Source organism: Streptomyces sp. NPDC044044, from assembly GCF_056434405.1.
The window spans coordinates 608,561-628,653 of record NZ_JBWKFG010000006.1; the positions used below are offsets into that span (position 1 = coordinate 608,561).

The 20,093-nt window shown below is 71.1% G+C and carries 18 protein-coding genes and 3 tRNA genes; 12 read left to right on the plus strand and 9 right to left on the minus strand.

The features are described 5' to 3' along the window. The first annotated feature begins 459 nt into the window (after positions 1-459). The 4 genes from purD (at position 460) to AC07AG_RS25305 (ending at position 6,765) form a co-directional block, all read left to right on the plus strand. Positions 460-1,725 carry a phosphoribosylamine--glycine ligase gene (gene purD / locus AC07AG_RS25290; protein ID WP_478757846.1) on the plus strand — a complete coding sequence of 422 codons (1,266 nt, stop codon included), beginning with the start codon at positions 460-462 and terminating at the stop codon, positions 1,723-1,725. Between the two features lie 448 nt (positions 1,726-2,173). Then, complete coding sequence (locus AC07AG_RS25295; RefSeq protein ID WP_478757848.1) at positions 2,174-4,072, plus strand: hypothetical protein; 1,899 nt, start codon at positions 2,174-2,176, stop codon at positions 4,070-4,072. A 207-nt stretch (positions 4,073-4,279) separates the two neighbouring features. Beyond that, positions 4,280-5,773, plus strand: coding sequence for a N,N-dimethylformamidase beta subunit family domain-containing protein (locus tag AC07AG_RS25300; RefSeq protein ID WP_478757850.1), 1,494 nt, complete (start codon positions 4,280-4,282; stop codon positions 5,771-5,773). Between the two features lie 95 nt (positions 5,774-5,868). Then, positions 5,869-6,765: a phosphoribosylaminoimidazolesuccinocarboxamide synthase gene (locus AC07AG_RS25305; protein ID WP_478757851.1), complete on the plus strand. Its 897-nt coding sequence runs from the start codon at positions 5,869-5,871 to the stop codon at positions 6,763-6,765. 59 nt (positions 6,766-6,824) lie between these two features. Here AC07AG_RS25305 and AC07AG_RS25310 read toward each other — a convergent pair. From AC07AG_RS25310 to AC07AG_RS25345, 8 genes are all read right to left on the minus strand, one after another. Next, a tRNA-Gly gene (locus AC07AG_RS25310) sits at positions 6,825-6,900 on the minus strand. A 23-nt stretch (positions 6,901-6,923) separates the two neighbouring features. After that, positions 6,924-7,532: a response regulator transcription factor gene (locus AC07AG_RS25315; RefSeq protein ID WP_249589031.1), complete on the minus strand. Its 609-nt coding sequence runs from the start codon at positions 7,530-7,532 to the stop codon at positions 6,924-6,926. Next, positions 7,529-8,809, minus strand: coding sequence for a sensor histidine kinase (locus AC07AG_RS25320; RefSeq protein ID WP_478757852.1), 1,281 nt, complete (start codon positions 8,807-8,809; stop codon positions 7,529-7,531). Before AC07AG_RS25320 ends, AC07AG_RS25315 begins: the two co-directional genes overlap by 4 nt. A 12-nt stretch (positions 8,810-8,821) precedes the next feature. Then, positions 8,822-9,625 carry an ABC transporter permease gene (locus AC07AG_RS25325; protein WP_478757853.1) on the minus strand — a complete coding sequence of 268 codons (804 nt, stop codon included), beginning with the start codon at positions 9,623-9,625 and terminating at the stop codon, positions 8,822-8,824. Further along, positions 9,622-10,611 carry an ABC transporter ATP-binding protein gene (locus AC07AG_RS25330; protein WP_478757855.1) on the minus strand — a complete coding sequence of 330 codons (990 nt, stop codon included), beginning with the start codon at positions 10,609-10,611 and terminating at the stop codon, positions 9,622-9,624. Before AC07AG_RS25330 ends, AC07AG_RS25325 begins: the two co-directional genes overlap by 4 nt. Before the next feature lie 145 nt (positions 10,612-10,756). Then, positions 10,757-10,832 (minus strand) — tRNA-Gly (locus tag AC07AG_RS25335). A gap of 79 nt (positions 10,833-10,911) precedes the next feature. Beyond that, positions 10,912-10,983, minus strand: a tRNA-Gly gene (locus AC07AG_RS25340). Positions 10,984-11,151: 168 nt separating this feature from the next. Beyond that, complete coding sequence (locus AC07AG_RS25345) at positions 11,152-11,469, minus strand: histone-like nucleoid-structuring protein Lsr2 (RefSeq protein WP_249589035.1); 318 nt, start codon at positions 11,467-11,469, stop codon at positions 11,152-11,154. Between the two features lie 345 nt (positions 11,470-11,814). On the opposite strand from AC07AG_RS25345, the gene purS reads away from it, so the two are divergent. The 8 genes from purS (at position 11,815) to AC07AG_RS25385 (ending at position 18,766) form a co-directional block, all read left to right on the plus strand. Then, complete coding sequence (gene purS, locus AC07AG_RS25350) at positions 11,815-12,066, plus strand: phosphoribosylformylglycinamidine synthase subunit PurS (protein ID WP_135332092.1); 252 nt, start codon at positions 11,815-11,817, stop codon at positions 12,064-12,066. Next, positions 12,063-12,743: a phosphoribosylformylglycinamidine synthase subunit PurQ gene (gene purQ, locus AC07AG_RS25355; protein WP_478757857.1), complete on the plus strand. Its 681-nt coding sequence runs from the start codon at positions 12,063-12,065 to the stop codon at positions 12,741-12,743. Before purS ends, purQ begins: the two co-directional genes overlap by 4 nt. Continuing rightward, entirely contained in the window at positions 12,743-14,992 is a 2,250-nt protein-coding gene (purL, locus tag AC07AG_RS25360) for a phosphoribosylformylglycinamidine synthase subunit PurL (RefSeq protein ID WP_478757858.1), read from the plus strand. Before purQ ends, purL begins: the two co-directional genes overlap by 1 nt. A 99-nt stretch (positions 14,993-15,091) precedes the next feature. After that, a complete protein-coding gene (locus AC07AG_RS25365) occupies positions 15,092-15,592 on the plus strand; it encodes an ArsR/SmtB family transcription factor (protein ID WP_478757860.1) in 501 nt (166 codons plus the stop codon). A 22-nt stretch (positions 15,593-15,614) separates the two neighbouring features. Continuing rightward, the gene (locus AC07AG_RS25370; RefSeq protein ID WP_478757862.1) at positions 15,615-16,451 is read left to right on the plus strand and encodes a M23 family metallopeptidase; all 837 of its coding nucleotides are present in this window, start codon (positions 15,615-15,617) and stop codon (positions 16,449-16,451) included. A gap of 5 nt (positions 16,452-16,456) precedes the next feature. Continuing rightward, positions 16,457-17,095 carry a TetR/AcrR family transcriptional regulator gene (locus AC07AG_RS25375; RefSeq protein WP_478757864.1) on the plus strand — a complete coding sequence of 213 codons (639 nt, stop codon included), beginning with the start codon at positions 16,457-16,459 and terminating at the stop codon, positions 17,093-17,095. 9 nt (positions 17,096-17,104) lie between these two features. Next, on the plus strand, positions 17,105-17,899 hold the full coding sequence (locus AC07AG_RS25380) for a maleylpyruvate isomerase family mycothiol-dependent enzyme (RefSeq protein WP_478757865.1): 795 nt from the start codon (positions 17,105-17,107) through the stop codon (positions 17,897-17,899). A 60-nt stretch (positions 17,900-17,959) separates the two neighbouring features. Continuing rightward, a complete protein-coding gene (locus AC07AG_RS25385) occupies positions 17,960-18,766 on the plus strand; it encodes an META domain-containing protein (protein WP_478757867.1) in 807 nt (268 codons plus the stop codon). Here the strand turns inward: AC07AG_RS25385 and AC07AG_RS25390 are convergent. Then, on the minus strand, positions 18,732-20,090 hold the full coding sequence (locus AC07AG_RS25390; RefSeq protein WP_478757868.1) for an LPXTG cell wall anchor domain-containing protein: 1,359 nt from the start codon (positions 20,088-20,090) through the stop codon (positions 18,732-18,734). The genes AC07AG_RS25385 and AC07AG_RS25390 overlap by 35 nt on opposite strands. Positions 20,091-20,093: the final 3 nt, after the last annotated feature.

A 20,093-nucleotide genomic window follows, 5' to 3' on the forward strand; every position in this document is an offset into this window, starting at 1 on the left:
CCCACCCGCCCACCCGTTACCCCGTAGCGCGGGGTCGGGTGCAGGGGAGCAAGGGTGCCGGTGCCCTGCCCCGCCGTTTCGCGCCGGGTCTCCGGTCCGCTGGCCCCGGACTGTCCCGCCGCTTCGCGCCGGACTTCTCCCGCCCACCCACCCGTTCACCCCGGGGCAATCGGGTGGGTGGGCGGGAAACATCCGCCGCGGAGCGGCGGGCCAGTCCGGGGCCGGCCCGCAGGCGAAGGCGCGGCGCCCCCAGCCAGGGAGAGCCAGCGGCGCCCCAGCCAGGGAGAGCCAGCGGCGCCCCCAGCCAGGGAGAGCCGATCGAGCGCCGGGCGACGGGCCCGTCCAGCCGCGGAGAACCGCAGAAGCCCCCCCAGCCTGGAGGAACGTACAACCGCCGGAGGCTCCCCCGCTGGGGCTCCCGTACGAACGCACCGGCCCGCGCCAGCTAGGCTGACGCCCGTGAAGGTCCTCGTCATCGGCAGTGGTGCCCGCGAACACGCCCTGTGCCGCTCTCTGTCCCTCGACCCCGGCGTCTCCGCCCTGTACTGCGCCCCCGGCAACGCCGGCATCGCGGACGTGGCCGAGCTGCACCCGGTCGACGCCCTCGACGGCAGCGCGGTGTCCGCCCTCGCCACCACCCTCGGCGCCGAGCTGGTGATCGTGGGCCCGGAGGCGCCGCTCGTCGCCGGAGTCGCCGACGCCGTACGCGACGCGGGCATCCCCTGCTTCGGGCCCTCCGAGGAGGCCGCCCAGCTGGAGGGCTCCAAGGCCTTCGCCAAGGACGTGATGGCGGGCGCCCAGGTCCCCACCGCGCGGTCCTACGTCTGCACGACCCCCGAAGAGATCGATGAGGCGCTCGACGCCTTCGGGGCGCCCTACGTGGTCAAGGACGACGGGCTCGCCGCCGGCAAGGGCGTCGTCGTGACGGACGACATCGACGCCGCCCGCACCCACGCCCTCGCCTGCGACCGCGTCGTCATCGAGGAGTTCCTCGACGGCCCCGAGGTCTCCCTCTTCGCCATCACGGACGGCGTCACCGTCGTACCGCTCCAGCCCGCGCAGGACTTCAAGCGCGCGCTCGACGGCGACGAAGGCCCGAACACGGGCGGCATGGGCGCCTACTCGCCGCTCCCCTGGGCCGACCCGAAGCTGGTCGACGAGGTCATGCAGAGCGTGCTCCAGCCGACCGTCGACGAGCTGCGCCGCCGCGGCACCCCGTTCTCGGGGCTGCTCTACGCGGGCCTGGCGATCACCAGCCGCGGCGTACGCGTCATCGAGTTCAACGCCCGCTTCGGCGACCCCGAGACGCAGGTCGTCCTCGCCCGCCTGAAGACCCCGCTCGCCGGGGTCCTGCTGGCCGCGGCGAACGGCACCCTCGTCGACCTGCCCCCGCTGCGCTGGAGCGACGACGCCGCGGTGACCGTGGTCATCGCCTCGCACAACTACCCGGAGACCCCGCGCACCGGCGACCCCATCGAAGGACTCGGCGACGTCGCGGCACAGGATGCCCCGGACGCGTACGTCCTGCACGCGGGGACGAAGCGCGACGGCGACGCCGTGGTCAGCGCGGGCGGCCGTGTGCTCTCCGTGACGGCGACCGGCACGGATCTGACCGCGGCGCGCGAGCGCGCGTACGCGGCGCTGTCCCGCATCCGCCTCGACGGCTCCCAGCACCGCACGGACATCGCGGCGAAGGCGGCGAAGGCAGCGGCGTCGGAGGCGTAGCCAAGGCCCATAAGGGGCCCCAACGGACGCCCCATGGATGCCGCACAAAGACCACATATAGGCCACATAGAGGCCGCATGAAGGCCACGAAGGCCACATAGAGGCCCCGCACCGGGCCCTGTAAAGGTCATCCTCGCGTCGCCCGCGAACCGCTCCCAGGCCCCGGATCTGACACTGGATCCGGGGCCTGACCGTCATCCACCTTTACCCAAAGCCATTCCATCGAGTGACCGCTGGCCCATCCGGCTGACGATGCCCGGCGCCCCAACTAGGGTGCGGCGCAAGCGGTTAAGGGTGCCCAGAGCCAAACAGACCACCGGCATTGCGATGTCAGTGGCGGGTGCCACAGTGGGGGAGTGAGCAAATCCATCGGCGGCTGCCGTCCGCCCGCAGTCCCGGCCCACGGCCGGGGAGCAGGCGGCACAGGCAGCAGGGGGTGACATCGGTCGTGTCAGGTACGGGTGTGGAGGTGGGCGTGCAGTCCGCACGTTCCCAGGCGCTCGCCGTGCTGCGCATCCGCAGCAGGGCGCTCGCCGTCGCACTGCTGCCCGCCGCCGTCGCCGTCGTGCTGATCGCGGGCGGGGCCACGGGCCATGCCACCGGCGGGAGTTGGGACGTCGTGCGCGGCGTCGTGACGGTCGTCGCCGTCCTCGTGCTGATCGCCGCCGCGGGCATCGCGCTCGTCGTCGCGCGGTCCAGGCCCGCCGTCAGCCCGACCGTCCCGATCGCCGAGGGCTCGGCCCCCGATCTGTATCGCCTGGTGCGGGACCTCGCCGACCGCCTGGACGTGCCCGCGCCCTCGGCGATAGCGCTCACCCCGGACTGCGACAGCTGGCTGGAGGACCGCACGCACCCCGCGCACGGCCCGCCCGCGGAGGCCCCCGCCGACGCGCCGGAGCCGGCGGGCAACGGCGTCGGTGACAGTCGCCCCGCCCCGCGCCGCCAGGCCCCCGCGGCTCCGGTGCTCGTCATCGGCTCCCCGTTCCTGTGGTGGATGCGGGTCGGCGAGCTCCGCGCGGTGCTCGCCCCCGTCGTGGCCGGCACGGGCCCCTCGGCGCATCCCGACATAGCCGCGGCCCGGCGCTTCATCCGCGGCCTCGACGCCGCGGTCGCGGTCACCTCCGCCCCGGGGCGCGGTCCGCTCGTGCGCACGGTCCTCGGCGGCGCCGGCTGGGTGGTGCGGCTGCTCCTGCGCAGCTGCCGCGGGCACGCGGGCGAGATGGAGCGCGGGGTCGCGGCGGCCGCCGCCGAGCGCGCCCAGGCCGTGGACTACGGGGTGCGGATCGTCGCCCAGGAGCAGGTGGGCCTGGCGTATGCCGGGTGGGACCGGCTCCTGACCAAGGTCGCGCTGCCCGCCTGGCGGATGGGCCGCTGGCCCTCGCGTCTCGACGCGGGCGTCGTCTCCGCCCTCACCGAGCTCTCCCGCAGGGACCGCCTGGCCGAGGGCTTCACGTCCCGCCTGGGCGAGCGCCCTGCCTGTGACCTCCTGGAGGAGCCGGGCTCGGTGGACGAGGCGGCTTCGCTGCTCGCCGCCCGCCTCTTCCACGGCGGCCCCGCCGAGCAGGGGCCCGACTGGGCGCCGGTGGCGTGGCAGGAGTATCCGGACGAGGTCGTCGACCGCAAGTGGCGCATGGACGCCGCCCGCCTCCACCGGGTCCTCGACTCCCTGGGCGTCGGCCACTCCGCCGACCCGACGGCCCCCGAATCCGAGGGGCCGACGCTGGGCCGCGTACTGGACCATCTGACGGCGGAGGGCAACGGAACAGACCTCGCGACCGAGCCCACCGCGGCCGCCCTCGTCCCGGGCAGCGCGGAGCCCCTGGACGCCGAGTTGCCCGCGTACGGCGAAGGGCCTGCGCACGGCGAGGAGTCCGCGTACGGCGAAGAGCCCGTCGACCCCGAAGTGTCCGCGTACGGCGAAGAGCCCGTCGACCCCGAAGAGTCCACCGACGGCCCCGGCGGACTCCTTGCCGCGGGCCTCAGCGCGGAGATCGCCCGCGAGGAAGCCGCCGCCCCGCCCCGCCCCGCGCCCACGGGACAGGGCCCGGACGACGCGCTCTGGGACGACGGCATGCTCCCGCTGTTCCCGCTCCAGCCGCCGCGTACGGGACGGGAGTTGCTGGCCGATCACGTCACGGCCCTGGTCTGCTGCGCGGCCGTGGACACGGCGGACGCGGCCCCCGGACTCGACTGGCTCGACGGCCCGTCCCTCCTGATCGACGGCGAACGGGCGGCGGACCTCACACCGCACGTCCGGAGCCTCGTGGAGGACGGTAACTCCATCCCGCTGCGCGGCTGGCTGGCCCGCCTGGGCGTCCGCCCGGAGAAGCCGGTCCGGCTGGTCTGAGCCTTCACTCCCCGGAACACCCCCTTCCGTTCTCGTCGATTAGCGACGAACGGTGACGGAGTGCGTGCGTAATGTGATGTGCTGGGGTCGACCGCCGGTCCGGACATGCCACCAGCGCCACCAGACACGGACAGCACCGGACACCGGCAACGCACAGCGCAGCGCACGGCAGAGCAATCTCGGGGGAGCAGCGAGGGAGGGGTACACATGGGGTCGGAGCAGATCCGCAGGTGGGAATCGGGCGCCTTGGCGCACGCCGTGACCGACCCCTTCGGCCAAGGGCCTCTGCCTTGGCTCCGAGGCGCCGAGCACTATTTCGACGACACGGGCCAGGTCGTCCCCTGGTACGTCGACCACGCTCCGTCACCAGGCGCGCAGAACATCCCCGCGCCCCGCAACCGCACCCGTACGAACGGCCCCCGCACCGCCGACGACGTGCACGGCCAGATCAAGGGCTTCGCCTCCACCGGCGCCGCGGCCCCCGGCGAGGCGATCGACTTCCACGTGACGGTGGACCCGCCCCAGCAGTTCAGCGTCGACATCTACCGCATCGGGCACTACGGCGGAGACGGCGCCAGCAAGATCACCACGAGCCCGCGCCTCTCCGGCATCGTCCAGCCGCCCCCGCTCACCGCCGACCGCACGGTCTCCTGCCACCACTGGTGGCTCTCCTGGCGTCTGCAGATCCCGAGTTACTGGAGCGTCGGGGCGTACGTGGCGGTGCTCACGACGGTCGACGGCTATCGCTCGCACGTGCCGTTCACGGTCCGCGACGACCACCGGGCCGATCTGCTCCTGCTCCTGCCGGACATCACCTGGCAGGCGTACAACCTCTACCCCGAGGACGGCCGCACGGGCGCCAGCCTCTATCACGCGTGGGACGAGAAGGGCCGCCTCCTGGGCGAGAGCGAGGCCGCCCACACGGTCTCCTTCGACCGTCCGTACGCGGGCGCGGGCCTGCCCCTGCACGTGGGCCACGCCTACGACTTCATCCGCTGGGCCGAGCGGTACGGCTACGACCTCGCGTACGCCGACACCCGCGACCTGCACGCGGGCCGCATCGATCCGACCCGCTACCGAGGCCTGGTCTTCCCGGGCCACGACGAGTACTGGTCGTCGAACATGCGCCGCACCACGGAGAAGGCCCGCGAGCACGGCACATCGCTCGTCTTCCTCTCCGCCAACACCATGTACTGGCAAGTGGAGTTGGGCCCTTCCCCGTCCGGCGTGGCGGACCGCCTGCTGACCTGCCGCAAGCGCAACGGCCCCGGGAAGCCGACCCTCTGGCGCGAGCAGGACAAGGCCGAACAGCAGCTCCTGGGCATCCAGTACGCGGGCCGGGTCCCCGAGCCCGCCCCCCTCGTCGTGCGCAACGCCGACCACTGGCTGTGGGAGGCGACCGGCGCGCACGAAGGGGACGAGATCGAGGGCCTGGTCGCGGGCGAGGCCGACCGCTATTTCCCGCGCACCGCGCTCCCGGAGCACCAGGGCCGCATCCTCCTCGCCCACTCTCCGTACGAGGACTCCGACGGCGCCACCCGCCACCAGGAGTCGTCCCTCTACCGCGCGCCCTCCGGCGCCCTGGTCTTCGCCTCGGGCACCTTCGCCTGGTCCCCGGCGCTCGACCGCCCCGGCCATGTGGACACCCGCGTCCAGCGCGCCACGGCCAACCTCCTGGACCGCATCTGCAAACGGGACTGAGGACCGCCCGTCGCCCTCTGGGCAACCCCTGGCCAAAAGCTGCTCCCCCATGCGGGAGAATCAGCAGTATTCAGTCAGAACCACGGGGAGGAACCGTGTCCGGATTCGTAGAAAAGCCCGAGCCGCTTCAGGTGCCGGGCCTGGTGCATGTGCACACCGGCAAGGTGCGCGACCTGTACCGGAACGAGGCGGGCGACCTCGTGATGGTCGCGAGCGACCGCATGTCCGCCTACGACTGGGTGCTGCCCTCGGAGATCCCTGACAAGGGCAGGGTCCTCACGCAGCTCTCCCTGTGGTGGTTCGACCAGCTCGCCGACCTCGTCCCGAACCACGTCATCTCCACCGACGTACCGGCCGGCGCCCCCGCCGACTGGGAGGGCCGCACCACGGTCTGCAAGTCCCTGGCGATGGTCCCGGTCGAGTGCGTCGCCCGCGGCTATCTCACGGGCTCGGGCCTGGTCGAGTACAACGCGTCGCGCACCGTCTGCGGCCTCGCGCTGCCCGACGGCCTCAGCGACGGCTCGGAGCTGCCCGCCCCGATCTTCACGCCCGCCACGAAGGCGGAGGTCGGCGAGCACGACGAGAACGTGAGTTACGAGGAAGTGGCCCGCCAGGTGGGCGCGGACACGGCGGCCCAGCTCCGCCAGGCGACCCTCGCGGTCTACGGCCGGGCGCGCGACATCGCCCGCGACCGCGGCGTGATCCTCGCCGACACGAAGTTCGAGTTCGGCTTCGACGGCGAGGACCTCGTGATCGCCGACGAGGTCCTCACCCCCGACTCGTCCCGCTTCTGGCCCGCGGACAGCTGGCAGCCGGGCCGCGCCCAGCCGTCGTTCGACAAGCAGTTCGTCCGCGACTGGCTGACCTCGCCCGCCTCCGGCTGGGACCGCAAGAGCGAGCAGCCGCCGCCCCCGCTCCCGCAGGACGTGGTGGACGCCACGCGCGCCAAGTACATCGAGGCGTACGAGCGTCTGACGGGCATGGCCTGGTAGCGGCAGCCCTCGGATACGCGAAGAACCCCCGGGCCGAGAGGCACCGGGGGTTCTTCATGTGGAGCGGACGACCAGGTTCGAACTGGCGACCTCAACCTTGGCAAGGTTGCGCTCTACCAACTGAGCTACGTCCGCGCTGCGCCGAAGCGCGAGGACAACTATACCCAACCCCGCTCGCGTGCGAGACGCACCGCGGCATGACGGTTCTCCGCCCCGGTCTTCGTGACGGCCGACGAGAGGTAGTTGCGGACGGTCCCCTGGGACAGCGCGGCCCGCTCGGCGATCTCCGCGACGGGCGCGCCGTCGGCGGCCAGTTCGAGCACTTCGGCCTCTCGGGCGGTCAGCGGCGAGTCCCCGGCGGAGATCGCGTCGGCGGCCAACTCCGGGTCCACATAGCGGTTACCAGCGTGAACGGTGCGGATGATCTCGGCGAGGCGCTGCGCGCTCACGGTCTTCGGCACGAAGCCCCGCACCCCCACCGCGAGCGCCCGTTTGAGATGCCCCGGTCTGCCATGACTCGTCACGATCATGGTGCGGCAGTGCGGCAGTTCGTCCCGCAGCGATGTGGCCACCGTCACACCGTCGGCGCCCGGCATCTCCAGATCGAGCACGGCCACATCGGGCCGGTGGGCCCGCGCCATGGCGAGCGCCTCGGGGCCCGAGGCGGCCTCGGCGACCACGACGAGATCGTCCTCAAGCGCGAGGAGTGCGGCGAGTGCGCCGCGGATGAGGTGCTCGTCGTCGGCGAGCAGCACGCGCAGGCTCATGGCGCGACCCTTTCGGCTTCCTGATGGCGGACCTGTCGGGGGCCGTCCTGCCCGGGGCGGGCGAGCGGCACCTCCGCGGCGAGGCGGAACCGCCCGTCCCGTGAAGCGAAGTCCAACGTCCCCTCCACCGCGGCGAGCCGCTCCCGAAGCCCGGCGAGGCCGGACCCCTTGCTGCCCTCCGGCATGGTCTCGGGCACTCCGTCGTTCTCGACGACCAGCGTCGTACGGTCGTCGGTGATCGTCAGGGTGATGTCACACCGCTGCGGATCCCCGTGCCGCAGCACATTGGTGGTCGCCTCCCGCACGACCCACCCGAGGGCGGACTGCACGGCGACCGGAAGCCCCGCCGACGACCCGCTCACCCGGCAGTCGATCCCCGCCGCCTCAAGGACTCCTTGCGCACCGGCGAGTTCGACCGCGAGATCGGACTCCCGATACCCCCGCACCACTTCCCGTACCTCCCGCTGTGACTCCTGCGCGATCCGCTGCACCTCGACCATCTGGTCGACGGCCTCGGGCCGCCCCCGCTTCGCCAGCTGCACGGCCAGCTCGCTCTTCAGCGCGATGACGGCGAGGTTGCGCCCCATCACGTCGTGCAGGTCACGCCCGAACCGCAGCCGCTCCTCGGCGACCGCGAGCCGCGCCTCGACCTCGCGGGCCCGGTCGGCCTCCCACATCACGGAGAGCGTCCAGGCGCCGCAGCGCGAGGACAGGAGGGAGATCAGCGTGCCGAGGGCGACCACCAGCGCCGTGCCCACGAGCCGCCCGTCGCGGACGCCGACCGCGGCGAACCCGGCCACGATCGCGGTGTCGATCACGGCGAACCGGACGAAGAAGGTGCGGATCGGTACGGCGAAGGCCAGCGACTGTCCGTAGGGCATCACCGCGAACATCGTGGCGAGGATCAGCGTCCCCTCCTTGACCCCGCCCACGGCCTGCAGGGCGAGCACGAGGCCAAGGACCACGACCATGAGCGCGAACGCCACGGCGAGGTCGAGGCGCGGTGGCTCCGCGCGCTTCAAGTAGTGATCGAGGGAGCGGCGCAGCGTGCGGTTGACGTGGACGCACTGCAGGACGGCCACCCCGATCAGCGAGCAGCCGAGGATCAGCGGCACCGTCTCGTGCCGCAGGCTCAGGCCCAGCGGCACCGAGCCCCAGCTGAAGAAGAAGAGCCAGGGCATGGCGTGCCACATGGCCATGCTCTGGAGCTCGACCTTCTCGATCTTGCTCCGCTCATGCCAGCCGCGCTGCAGCCCCCGGAATCGGCCGACCACCACTTGACCCCTTCCTCAACGCCGGGGTTCCCAGCGGAACCACCGTCGTACAGCAAACACCGAGACCACGGTCCAGGCCACAGCGGTCGCCAGAGCCCCCAGGGTCTCGGCGCCGGAGAGCTCCCCGGTCCAGCCGCCGCGCACCAGCGTGATCACCGGGCTCAGCGGAAGGAGCTCGCAGACCGATGCCACCTTGTCCGGCATGACCTCGAAGGGGACGAAGAGGCCCGAGCCGAACATCGACGCGAACGTCAGGGGCATGGCCATGACCTGCGCCGACTCCACGGACCTGCTGAAACTGGCGGTGACCGCGCCGAGGGCGCCGAACATCACCAGGCCGAGGAGTACGCCGATCACGGCGAGGTGGGGTGCGCTCGGCGCCCCCGCGCCGAGCAGCGCGGCACAGCCGATCGCGAGGACGACGCACTGCGTCAGGCCGATGGCGACGGAGGGCAGCGCGGCCCCGGCAAGGATCTCCGGATCCCGCAGCTCACCGGTGCGCAGCCGCTTGAGGACGAGCTCCTCGCGGCGCGCGGCGAAGACGGTGACCAGCGCGGAGTAGACGGCGAAGAGCAGGGAGAAGCCGATGGCCCCGGGCACCACGACGGCCCCGACGGAGAGGCCGTTGCCCTTCAGGTCCATGCTGTCGGCGACCTGGCGCAGGCTGAACGGCATCGCCAGCGGCACGAAAAGGGCGGCGAACAAGGTCCCCTTGGTGCGTCCGAGCAGCGTCAGCTCGGCCCGCGCCAGCGCCCGCATCCGCCCCACGGGGGTCGTCGTCGCGGCGCTGTTCGCCGTCGTCGTACTGATGACACTCATGCCACCGTCTCCTTCCGCGCGACACCAGCTGCACCAGTCGCACCAGCCGCGTCCGCGGCACCTTCGGCACCCTCGGCGTCCCGCGCGATGCGCAGGAACGCCTCCTCCAGCGAAGCCGCCCGTACGTCGAGCCGGCCGAGCTCGACGTTCGCGTCCCGCGCCCACAGCAGCAGCCCCGTGGCCGCCCGCTGCAACTCATGCGTACGCAGCCGGACCCGTCCGCCGACCACCTCGTGGTCGCTCACGCCGAGCTCGCCCAGGGGCGGCAGATCCCCGACGAAGTACCCGGTGGGCAGTTCGAAGGAGACCTGCGAGGGCTGCTGGGCCACCACGTCGGCGACCCGTCCTTCGGCCGCGATCCGCCCCTCGTGCATGATCGCGAGCCGGTCGGCGAGGTTCTCGGCCTCTTCGAGGTAGTGCGTGGTGAGCAGCACGGTCGTGCCGTTGTCGCGCAGGGCCCGCACCAACTCCCAGGTCTCGCGGCGCCCTTCGGCGTCGAGGCCGGTCGTCGGTTCGTCGAGGAAGAGCACTTCGGGCCTGCCGATGAGCGCCGTCGCGAGGTCGAGCCGCCGCTTCTCACCGCCGGACAGCATCTTCACGCGTACGCCGGCCCGCTTGCCGAGCCCCACGATCTCCAGAGCCTCCGCGGCGGGACGGGCGCCGCTGGTGCACCCCGCCCACATCCGCACGGTCTCCGTGACCGTCAGTTCGGAGGGAAAGCCGCCCTCCTGGAGCATCACACCGATCCGGTGGCGCACGGCGCCCCGCTCGGCGTACGGATCGTGCCCGAGCACCCTCACCCGCCCCCCGGCGGGTGAGGCGAGCCCTTCGAGGAGTTCGAGGGTGGAGGTCTTGCCCGCGCCGTTGGTCCCGAGCAGCGCGAAGAGCTCACCCCGTCCGACGGAGAACGAGACTCCCCGGACCGCCTCGAAACCGCCCCCGTACACGCGCCGCAGATCGGTCACGTCGATCACTTGGTCAGTCATGAGAAAAGCGTCCCCCGGGCACGGGCGCCGGAGCAGTGCGCGCTGTCACCGGCTCGCATGACAAATGTCAGAAGGCGATCAACAGCGGGGGGCGCAGGGCGCATACGAAGAAGGCCCCGGTCGCGATGACCGGGGCCTTCTTCTCTGGAGCGAACGACGAGGTTCGAACTCGCGACCTCAACCTTGGCAAGGTTGCGCTCTACCAACTGAGCTACGTTCGCATTGCCTCCGACCAGCTCTCACTGATCGGCGCGAGCACCAGCCTACCGCACTCGAAAGAGTGCCTGATCGGCGATGCAGAGCGGGTGACAGGAATTGCACACTGCGCCTTCCCCCTGGAAGGGGGATGTTCTACTACTGAACTACACCCGCAAGACTCCGTGAGGTTCGGGCCTTTCGGCCTTGCCCCTCGGCGTGCTCCAGACTTTAGCCGACCGGCGGGGGTGCAGGTCAAGTCGGTTGCCGAGGGGCCCTCCTGGCCGGGCGTCGGCCCAGGTCGGTGGGCCGTCCCCCGAGCGTCGGCCGGCCGCCCTTCGCGCGTCAGTTGGCCGCCTCGAAGGCCTCGTAGACCTTCTTCGGGATGCGGCCGCGCGGCGGCACGTCCATCTGGTGCGAGCGGGCCCAGGCGCGTACGGCCGCCGGGTTCGCGGCCACCGTCGTGTGCTTGAAGGCCTTGCCGGACTTCGACTGCTTGCGGGCGGCGTCCAGGTACGGGGCAAGTGCCTTGCGCAGTTTCTTGGCATTGGTTTGATTGAGGTCGATCTCGTACGACCTGCCGTCAAGACCGAAGGCGATCGTCTCCGCCGCATCCCCGCCGTCGATGTCGTCAGAGAGAGTGACCACGACACGCTGCGCCACGAATATCGGTCCCTTCGTGCGGCTCTACCGCCTTGACGTGCGGTGATGCCGACTGTCCGGCTGTTATGGGGCACTGTTATGTGCAAAGCATCGGCTAATGCCTTTTCCTTTGTACAGTGCCCGGCATTGCATTGTGAAGCCCGACTAAATCCGCCCGCGTGTCCGGACGCAATGGTGATGCGTGATCTTTTCCGGGATTTTTCGCGAAGGTGCCCTGTTCGATACATGAGTAGAGGTAGGAACGTGACCGTCCTCACGTAGGTTTCTACGAATCTACGCGAGTAGAATTTTTGTGCGGGTAGTCTGAAGGGACCGCTCAGCCAGCACCACACACCGGGAGTGCCAGTGGCACGCGTCGTAGTCGACGTCATGCTCAAGCCGGAGATCCTCGACCCCCAGGGCCAGGCGGTGCAGCGTGCACTGCCGCGCCTCGGATTCAAGGGGATCGCCGACGTACGTCAGGGAAAGCGCTTCGAACTCGAGGTGGACGGGCCCGTCGATGACGCAGCCCTCGCCCGTATCCACGAGATGGCGGAAACCTTCCTCGCCAACACCGTGATCGAAGACTTCTTCGTAAAGGTGGAGGAAGAGAAGTGACTGCTCGAATCGGAGTCGTCACTTTCCCCGGAACGCTCGACGACCGCGACACCCAGCGCGCCGTCCGCGTCGCCGGCGCCGAGGCCGTGCCGCTCTGGCACCGGGACAAGGACCTGAAGCAGGTCGACGCCGTGGTGCTTCCCGGTGGATTCTCGTACGGCGACTATCTCCGGGCCGGGGCCATTTCACGGTTTTCGCCCGTCATGGAGTCGGTCATCGAGCAGGCGAAGGCCGGGATGCCGGTTCTCGGCATCTGCAACGGCTTCCAGGTGCTCACCGAGTCGCACCTGCTGCCCGGCGCGATGCTGAAGAACAACCACCTGCACTTCATCTGCCGCGACCAGAAGCTGCGCGTGGAGTCGGCCGACACCGCCTGGACCGCCGATTACGAGGCCGGCCAGGAGATCTCCGTACCGCTGAAGAACATCGACGGCCGTTACGTCGCCGATGAGCGGACCCTGGACATGCTCGAGGCCGAGGGGCGGGTCGTCTTCCGCTACCTGGACGTGAATCCGAACGGGTCGCTGCGCGACATCGCCGGTGTCTCGAACGCCGCGGGCAACGTCGTGGGCCTCATGCCGCACCCCGAGCACGCCGTCGAGCCGCTGATCGGGACCGGTCGCACCGACGGCCTGGGATTCTTCACCTCGATCCTGAAGAAGCTGGTCAACGTCTGATGACTCTGGACACCGTCAAGCACGCCGCCGAGACCCCCGAGGTCAAGCTGCCCTGGGCCGAACTGGGCCTGAAGGAAGACGAGTACGCGCGCGTACGCGAGATCCTGGGCCGCCGTCCCACCGGCGCCGAGCTCGCCATGTACTCCGTCATGTGGTCCGAGCACTGCTCGTACAAGAGCAGCAAGGTCCACCTGCGCCAGTTCGGCGAGAAGGCCCCCGAGAACGACGCCATGCTCGTCGGTATCGGTGAGAACGCGGGCGTCGTCGACGTCGGCAACGGCTATGCGGTCACCTTCAAGGTCGAGTCGCACAACCACCCCTCGTACGTCGAGCCCTACCAGGGCGCGGCCACCGGTGTCGGCGGCATCGTCCGCGACATCATCGCGATGGGCGCGCGCCCGGTCGCGGTCGTGGACCCGCTGCGGATGGGCGCCGCCGACCACCCCGACACGAAGCGTGTCCTTCCGGGTGTCGTCGCGGGCATCGGCGGCTACGGCAACTGCCTGGGCCTGCCGAACATCGGCGGCGAGCTCGTCTTCGACGCCTGCTACCAGGGCAATCCGCTGGTCAACGCCGGTGCGATCGGTGTGATGCGGCACGAGGACATCCACCTGGCCAAGGCCTCCGGTCCCGGCAACAAGGTCATCCTCTACGGGGCCCGCACCGGTGGCGACGGCATCGGCGGCGCGTCGATTCTCGCGTCCGAGACCTTCGACGACACCAAGCCGAGCAAGCGCCCGGCCGTCCAGGTCGGCGACCCGTTCCAGGAGAAGCTCCTCATCGAGTGCACCCTGGAGGCCTTCGCCGAGAAGCTGGTCGTGGGTATTCAGGACCTCGGTGCCGCCGGACTCTCCTGCGCGACCTCCGAGCTGGCGTCCAACGGCTCCGGCGGCATGCGCGTCGAGCTGGACGACGTACCGCTTCGTGACTCCACGCTCACTCCCGAGGAGATCCTCATGAGTGAGTCGCAGGAGCGCATGTGCGCGGTCGTCGAGCCCGAGAAGGTCGAGCGCTTCCTCGCGATCTGCGAGAAGTGGGACGTCATCGCCACCGTCGTCGGCGAAGTGACCGACGGCGACCGGCTCGAGATCTTCTGGCACGGCGAGAAGATCGTCGACCTCGACCCGCGCACCGTCGCCCACGACGGCCCGGTCTACGAGCGCCCCTACGCCCGGCCGAAGTGGCAGGACGCCCTCCAGGCCGACGACGCCAACAAGCTGGCCCGCCCGGCGAGTTCGGACGAACTGCGCGAGCAGGTCCTTGCGGTCGTCGCGTCGCCGAACCAGGCCTCCAAGGCGTGGGTGACGGACCAGTACGACCGTTTCGTGCAGGGCAACACGGTGCTCGCGCAGCCCGAGGACTCCGGCATGGTCCGCATCGACGAGGAGACCGGCCTCGGTGTCGCCCTCGCCAATGACGGCAACGGCCGGTACTCGAAGCTCGACCCGTACGCCGGCGCGCAGCTGGCCCTGTCGGAGGCGTACCGCAACGTCGCCGCGACCGGTGCCCGTCCGCTCGCCGTGTCGGACTGCCTGAACTTCGGTTCGCCCGAGGACCCGGACGTCATGTGGCAGTTCGCCGAGACCACCCGTGGCCTCGCCGACGCCTGCCAGATCCTGGGCACCCCGGTGACCGGAGGCAACGTCTCCCTCTACAACCAGACGGGCGAGGCGGCCATCCACCCGACGCCCGTCGTCTCCGTCCTCGGTGTGATCGACGACGTCGCACGGCGCACGCCGATCGCCTTCGCCGAAGAGGGCCAGCTCCTCTACCTGCTCGGTGACACCACCGAGGAGTTCGGCGGCTCGGCCTGGTCGCAGGTCGTCCACGACCACCTCGGCGGGCTTCCCCCGAAGGTCGACCTGGAGCGCGAGCGGCTGCTCGCCGAGATCCTGATCTCGGGCTCGCGCGACGGCATGATCGACGCGGCGCACGACCTCTCGGACGGCGGCCTCGCGCAGGCCGTCGCCGAGTCCTGCCTCCGCGGCGGGAAGGGTGCGCGCCTGGTCGTCCCGGACGGTCTGGACGCGTTCACCCTCCTGTTCTCCGAGTCGGCGGGGCGCGCGGTCGTCTCCGTGCCGCGGAGCGAGGAGCTGCGCTTCACCGACATGTGCGGGGCGCGGGGCCTTCCCGCGACGCGTATCGGTGTGGTCGACGGTGACGCAGTGGAGCTGCAGGGCGAGTTCACGCTGACGCTCGGCGAGATCCGCGAGGCGCACGAGGGGACCCTTCCGGGGCTCTTCGCCTGAGGTTCTCCTGATCGAAGCCCCTGTCCGGACCAGCTGGTCCGGACAGGGGCTTCGGCGTTTCTGCTTGCTTGAGGTTACGTAATTACGTAATCTCGATACATGGATCTGGAAGAGCGCGTCGCCGAGCTGGAACGGCGCATGGCGGAGCTGGAGAGCGTGGGTGCCGCCGCGCCGGCCGTGGGCGAGGGTGACTTCTGGGCCCTGGAGGCGCTGAAGGCCCGGCTGCCCGAGGCGCAGGTCCCGGACGGTGCCGTCGTGTTCACCGGGGCGGTGCGCGTGCCGACGGGCGAGCGGTACGAGTGGCAGTACGGCCACACGACCGAGCAGCTCCTCGGCGATGACTGGTCCGAGGCCGCGGAGTCGTTCGCCGCGCTCGGGCATCCCGTGCGGCTGAGGCTCCTTCGGGAGATCCTCGGCGGCCGGCGCACCGCCGCCGAGCTCGCGGAACTGGAAGAGATCGGCACGACCGGCCAGATCTACCACCACCTGCGCCAACTGACCGGCGCGGGCTGGCTGCACGCCACGGGGCGCGGCCGCCACGAGGTTCCCGCGGGGCGGGTCGTCCCGCTGCTCGTGGTGCTGTCGGCCTCGCGTCCCTGAACCGACGACTGGGGGAACCACCATGTCTGTACGTCAGCGCAAGTTCGCCGTACGGCTTCAGTATCTGCTGGTGCTGTACGTCATCGGCCAGGTGATCTCCGGGTTCTTCGTGGACCTGCCGTACCCGTACTGGGCGGGCTGGATCCCGATCGCCGGGGTGATCGTGATCGCCCTCGCGCGGCGCGGGTCCGTCAGCAGGGCGACAACGGCCGAGCCTCCGGCCGCCCGGGAGATCGCCCCGCCCGTCACCGGCCGCTGGACCGCCCTGAACAGCCCCGCCGACAAGGTGCCGAGCCACGGCACGCACGGCCTCGGGCAGACCTACGCCATCGACATCGTGGCCGAGCCCGAGAAGGGGGCCCGTCCCGCCTTCGCCTGGCTCTGGCCGATCGCGCGGGGCAATCGCGACTTCCCCGCCTTCGGGGCACCTCTCCTCGCCGTCGCCGATGCCACCGTCGTCCACGCGGAGGACGGCCAGCGGGACCACCTCAGCCGCAACTCCCTCGCCGCACTGCTCTACTTGATGATCGTCGAGGGCATCGGCAGGACGCTGGGCGGAGCCCGCCGCGTCGTCGGCAACCACATCGTGCTCGACCTCGGTGAGGGGACGTACGCCGTGTACGCCCACGTCCAGCAGGGCTCGCTCGCGGTCCGTGCGGGGGACACGGTCGTCGCCGGGCAGGTCATGGCCCGCTGCGGGAACTCCGGCAACTCCACCGAACCCCACGTGCACTTCCAGCTGATGGACGGCCCCGACCTGGACACCGCGCGGGGCGTGCCGTTCCGCTGGCGGGGGATCGGAGTGCCCGCGAACGGCGAGACGTTCACGGTGGGGGAAGAAGCCGTCCCGGTACCGTGACCTGCATGACTGAGGAGCTGGGGCTGCGTGCGCGCAAGAAGAGGCAGACCGCGTCGCGGATCTGGCAGGCAGCCGTGGACCTCTGCTCCGAGCGGGGCTTCGACCACGTCTCCGTCGCGGAGATCGCCGAGGCGGCCGACGTATCGAAGATGACCGTCTTCAACTACTTCGGCACCAAGGAAGGCGTGATCGTCAGCCCCATGGAGGAGCACGTCGGCGATGCCGCCCGTGCGGTGCGCGAGCGGCAGCCGGGGGAGTCCGCGGTTGCCGCGATGCGCGGCCAGTTCCTGGAGCAGGTCACCGGGCGTGACGCCTCGATCGGCCTCAGCGGCGACCCGCGCACCCTCAAGGTGCGCCAGCTCATCAGCGAGACGCCGACCCTCGCGCACCGCATGGTCAGCTTCCACATGCGCAGCGTCCAGCTCCTCGCGGACGCCCTCGCCGAGGAGACGGGCGACATGCTCCTCGCCCGGGTCGCCGCCGCCCAGCTGATCGGCGCCCGGAACGCGCTCATCATGGAGAACCACCAGCGCTCCCTCGTCGACGACCCGCTCGACGAGATCGCGAAGGACTGCGCCGCGTCCGCCGAGCGCGTCTTCGGCCAGGTGGAAAAGGGTCTCCAGGGGTACCCCGGGAAGAATTAGGCTCGGCCCATGCCACCGGCCAAGAAGCGCACGCGTCTCTACGACTCCGCCAAGATCCGCACCGCCGTGCTCGCCCAGTTCGGGAACGTACGGGAAGCGGTCGGCGCCCTGGAGCCCGAGCAGCTCGCCCTGCCGACCCGGCTCGGGAGCTGGACCGTCCGCGAGCTGGCCGCGCACCTCACGATGGCCCTCGGCGGCGCCACCCGCTTCCTCGCCATGCCCGAGCCCGCGGCACGCGAAGTGGCCCTGCTGGACTGGCCGTTCGCGACCGCCTCGGCCGCGGCGCAGGTCGACGAGGCGGCGCGGGCCTTCGCCGCGCAGGAGGATCTGGCCGGGCTGTACACGCGCACGCTCGCCGGTTTCGAGGAGGCGCTGCCCGCTGTCACGGCCGGCCGGCTCATCCCCACCCGGTTCGGCGCGATGGCCCTCGACGACTTCCTGGTCACCCGCACCGTCGAACTCGTCGTCCACACCGACGACCTGAACGACGCGGTGCCGGGTCTGGACGTCCCGTACGACCGTCAGGCCCTGGCCGCCTGCACCCGGCTGCTCGCCGACGCCCTCGCCGTGAAGGTGCCCGGCGGCGCGGTCGAGGTCAGGATCCCGCCGTTCGCCGTGGTCCAGTGCGTGGAAGGCCCCCGGCACACCCGCGGCACCCCGCCGAACGTCGTCGAGACCGACCCCCTCACCTGGATCCGCCTCGCGACCGGGCGCAGCGACTGGAAGACGGCCCTCGACGCGGCGAAGGTCAGCGCGAGCGGGGAGCGGGCGGATCTCGCTGCGCTGCTGCCGGTCATGAGCTAGCCGGGGCCGCCCGGCGGGCGGGAGGGGAACCAGATCACCCACTTGTCCCGTCACAGCGGCATGCAGAAGCAACGACTGACTCCGACCGTCATGGCCCTGGCCGCCGCGGGCATGCTCACCGCGTGCGGCACCGAGACCGGCTCAGGCAGCGGGTCCGTCGGGTCTGAATCGTCCCTCACCGGCGTCCACTGGAGCGTCGAGAGCGTCACGGTGGACGGCAAGAAACAGCAGGCCCCGGCCGACGCCTACGTCAAGATCGGCGACAAGGGGAAGGCCGAGGGCAACTACGGCTGCAACGGCTTCTCCGCGGACGTCTCGACGGACGGCGAAAGGGTGGACTTCGCCAACGCCATCTCCACCAAGCGGGGCTGCGACGAACTGGACTTCGAGGACGCCTTCAAGGGCGCCCTGGGCAAGGGCGACCTGAAGGCCGCGGTCGAGGGCGACAAGCTCACGCTCACCACCGACAAGGGAGACCGCGTGGCCCTCACCTCGGAGCCGGACGTCCCGCTGACGGGCACCAAGTGGAACGTGAACGCCATCGGCGACGCCAAGGCGGCGACGCCCCTGCCGAAGGAGGTGGCGGGCAAGGCCCATCTGACCTTCGGCAAGGACGGCACCGTCCGGGGCAATCTCGGCTGCAACACCGTCTCGGCCGAGGCGGAGGTGAAGGACGGGAAGATCACCCTGGGTGCCCCGCGGACCACCCGGATGATGTGCCAGGGGGCCGCGGGCGACACCGAGAAGAAGCTCCTCAAGCTCTTCGACGGCAAGGTGAGTTACCGCCTGAGCCACGGCGGCCTCTCGCTCACCGCGGCCGACGGCACGGTCGTCAGCGCGAACGCCGACCAGAAGCAGAAGAAGTAGCGACGCGGCGGGTGCGGGACTTCAGCAGGAACGCCCCGCCGAAGGCGAGCATCAGGCCGCCGCCGATGGAGTAGGCGAGCGTGGTGTCGGAGTCGCCGCCGGTCTCGGCGAGTTCGGTGGAACCGCCTTCGGGGCGCGCTTCGTGGGGGGCTGCGGCGTCGTTGGCAGCCGCAGAGCCGTCGGGGCTTGCGGCGTCGTCGGGGGCTGCCGCGGCCTCGTCCCGCGCGGGCTCAGCGGCCTTCGCGGGGGCCGCCGGCGCCGCAACCCCGTCCAGGCTCACCTGCACCGTCGCCGCGTCCGCCGCCGCTTTGACGACCTTGACCTCGACCTTCCTGGCCTCGTCCGTCAGCGTCGCCCCCGCCTTGAGCGCGTCGGCGTCGGCCGGGGCTTCGCCGCCGGTGGACTCGTCGGCGTCCGGCGTCGGGTCGATGAGCGCCGACTTCGCGTAGTCCTTCTCCGGCACCCGGTAGGCGTGCACGCCCTGGATCTCGCCGTCGACGGTGCCTGACTTGTGCCGCAGCTCCACGACCAGGCGGTCGTCGCCCAGCGGGATGTCGAGCGCGCGGACCCCGCCGCCGCTCCCGTACAGCGGACGCAGCGTGTACGTCGCCGACTTGGCGGGCCTGGCCACCTCGCCACCGGTCAGCCACTTGTTGTGCAGGAGCTCGGGCGAGGTGAGCCCGGCCTCCCAACCGCCCCCTCCCATGGGGGTCTTGTGGCTGGTGCCGTCCTCCTTGCAGCCCGCGCCGAGGTCGCCTTCGGGGCAGCGAAGCCGCATGTGGTGGCTGTAGCCGAAGTTGTGGCCGAACTCGTGGACCAGGGCCGTCATCGACATCTTGCCGTCGGCGCCGATGGGCATCCAGGTGGTGCCGCCGCCGACGGTGCCGAGCGCGAGCCAGTCGCAGCCCGCCTTCTCCGAGGGGAAGACGAGCGACAGGTGGTCGTAGCTGTCCTCCGGGACGCCCTTCGCGGCGAGGGCCTTCCGCGTCAGGTCGTTGATCTTGCCGGTGTCGCAGCCGGTGGCCGCGAGATCGATGTCGACCGGTCCGGTGACCCCGTCGCCCTCGGCGGCCTTGAAGGTGGTCGCGCCTCCGGTGACCTCGTTGTAGTACGAGGTGAGGGAGCCCGTGGAGCCGAAGTAGTTGTCCTTCAGGGCGGTTTCGAGCTTGCCCGCGTCCGGGATACGGCTGTCCGTGAAGTTCACCATGGCGACCTGGACGCGCCGCTCCGGCCCGTCGGCGGCGGGCGCGGGAGCGGCGGCGGCAGCGGTCAGGGCGGCGGCCACGGCGGCCGGTATGAGGCAGAGGCGCGGGGACGGCTTCATGGG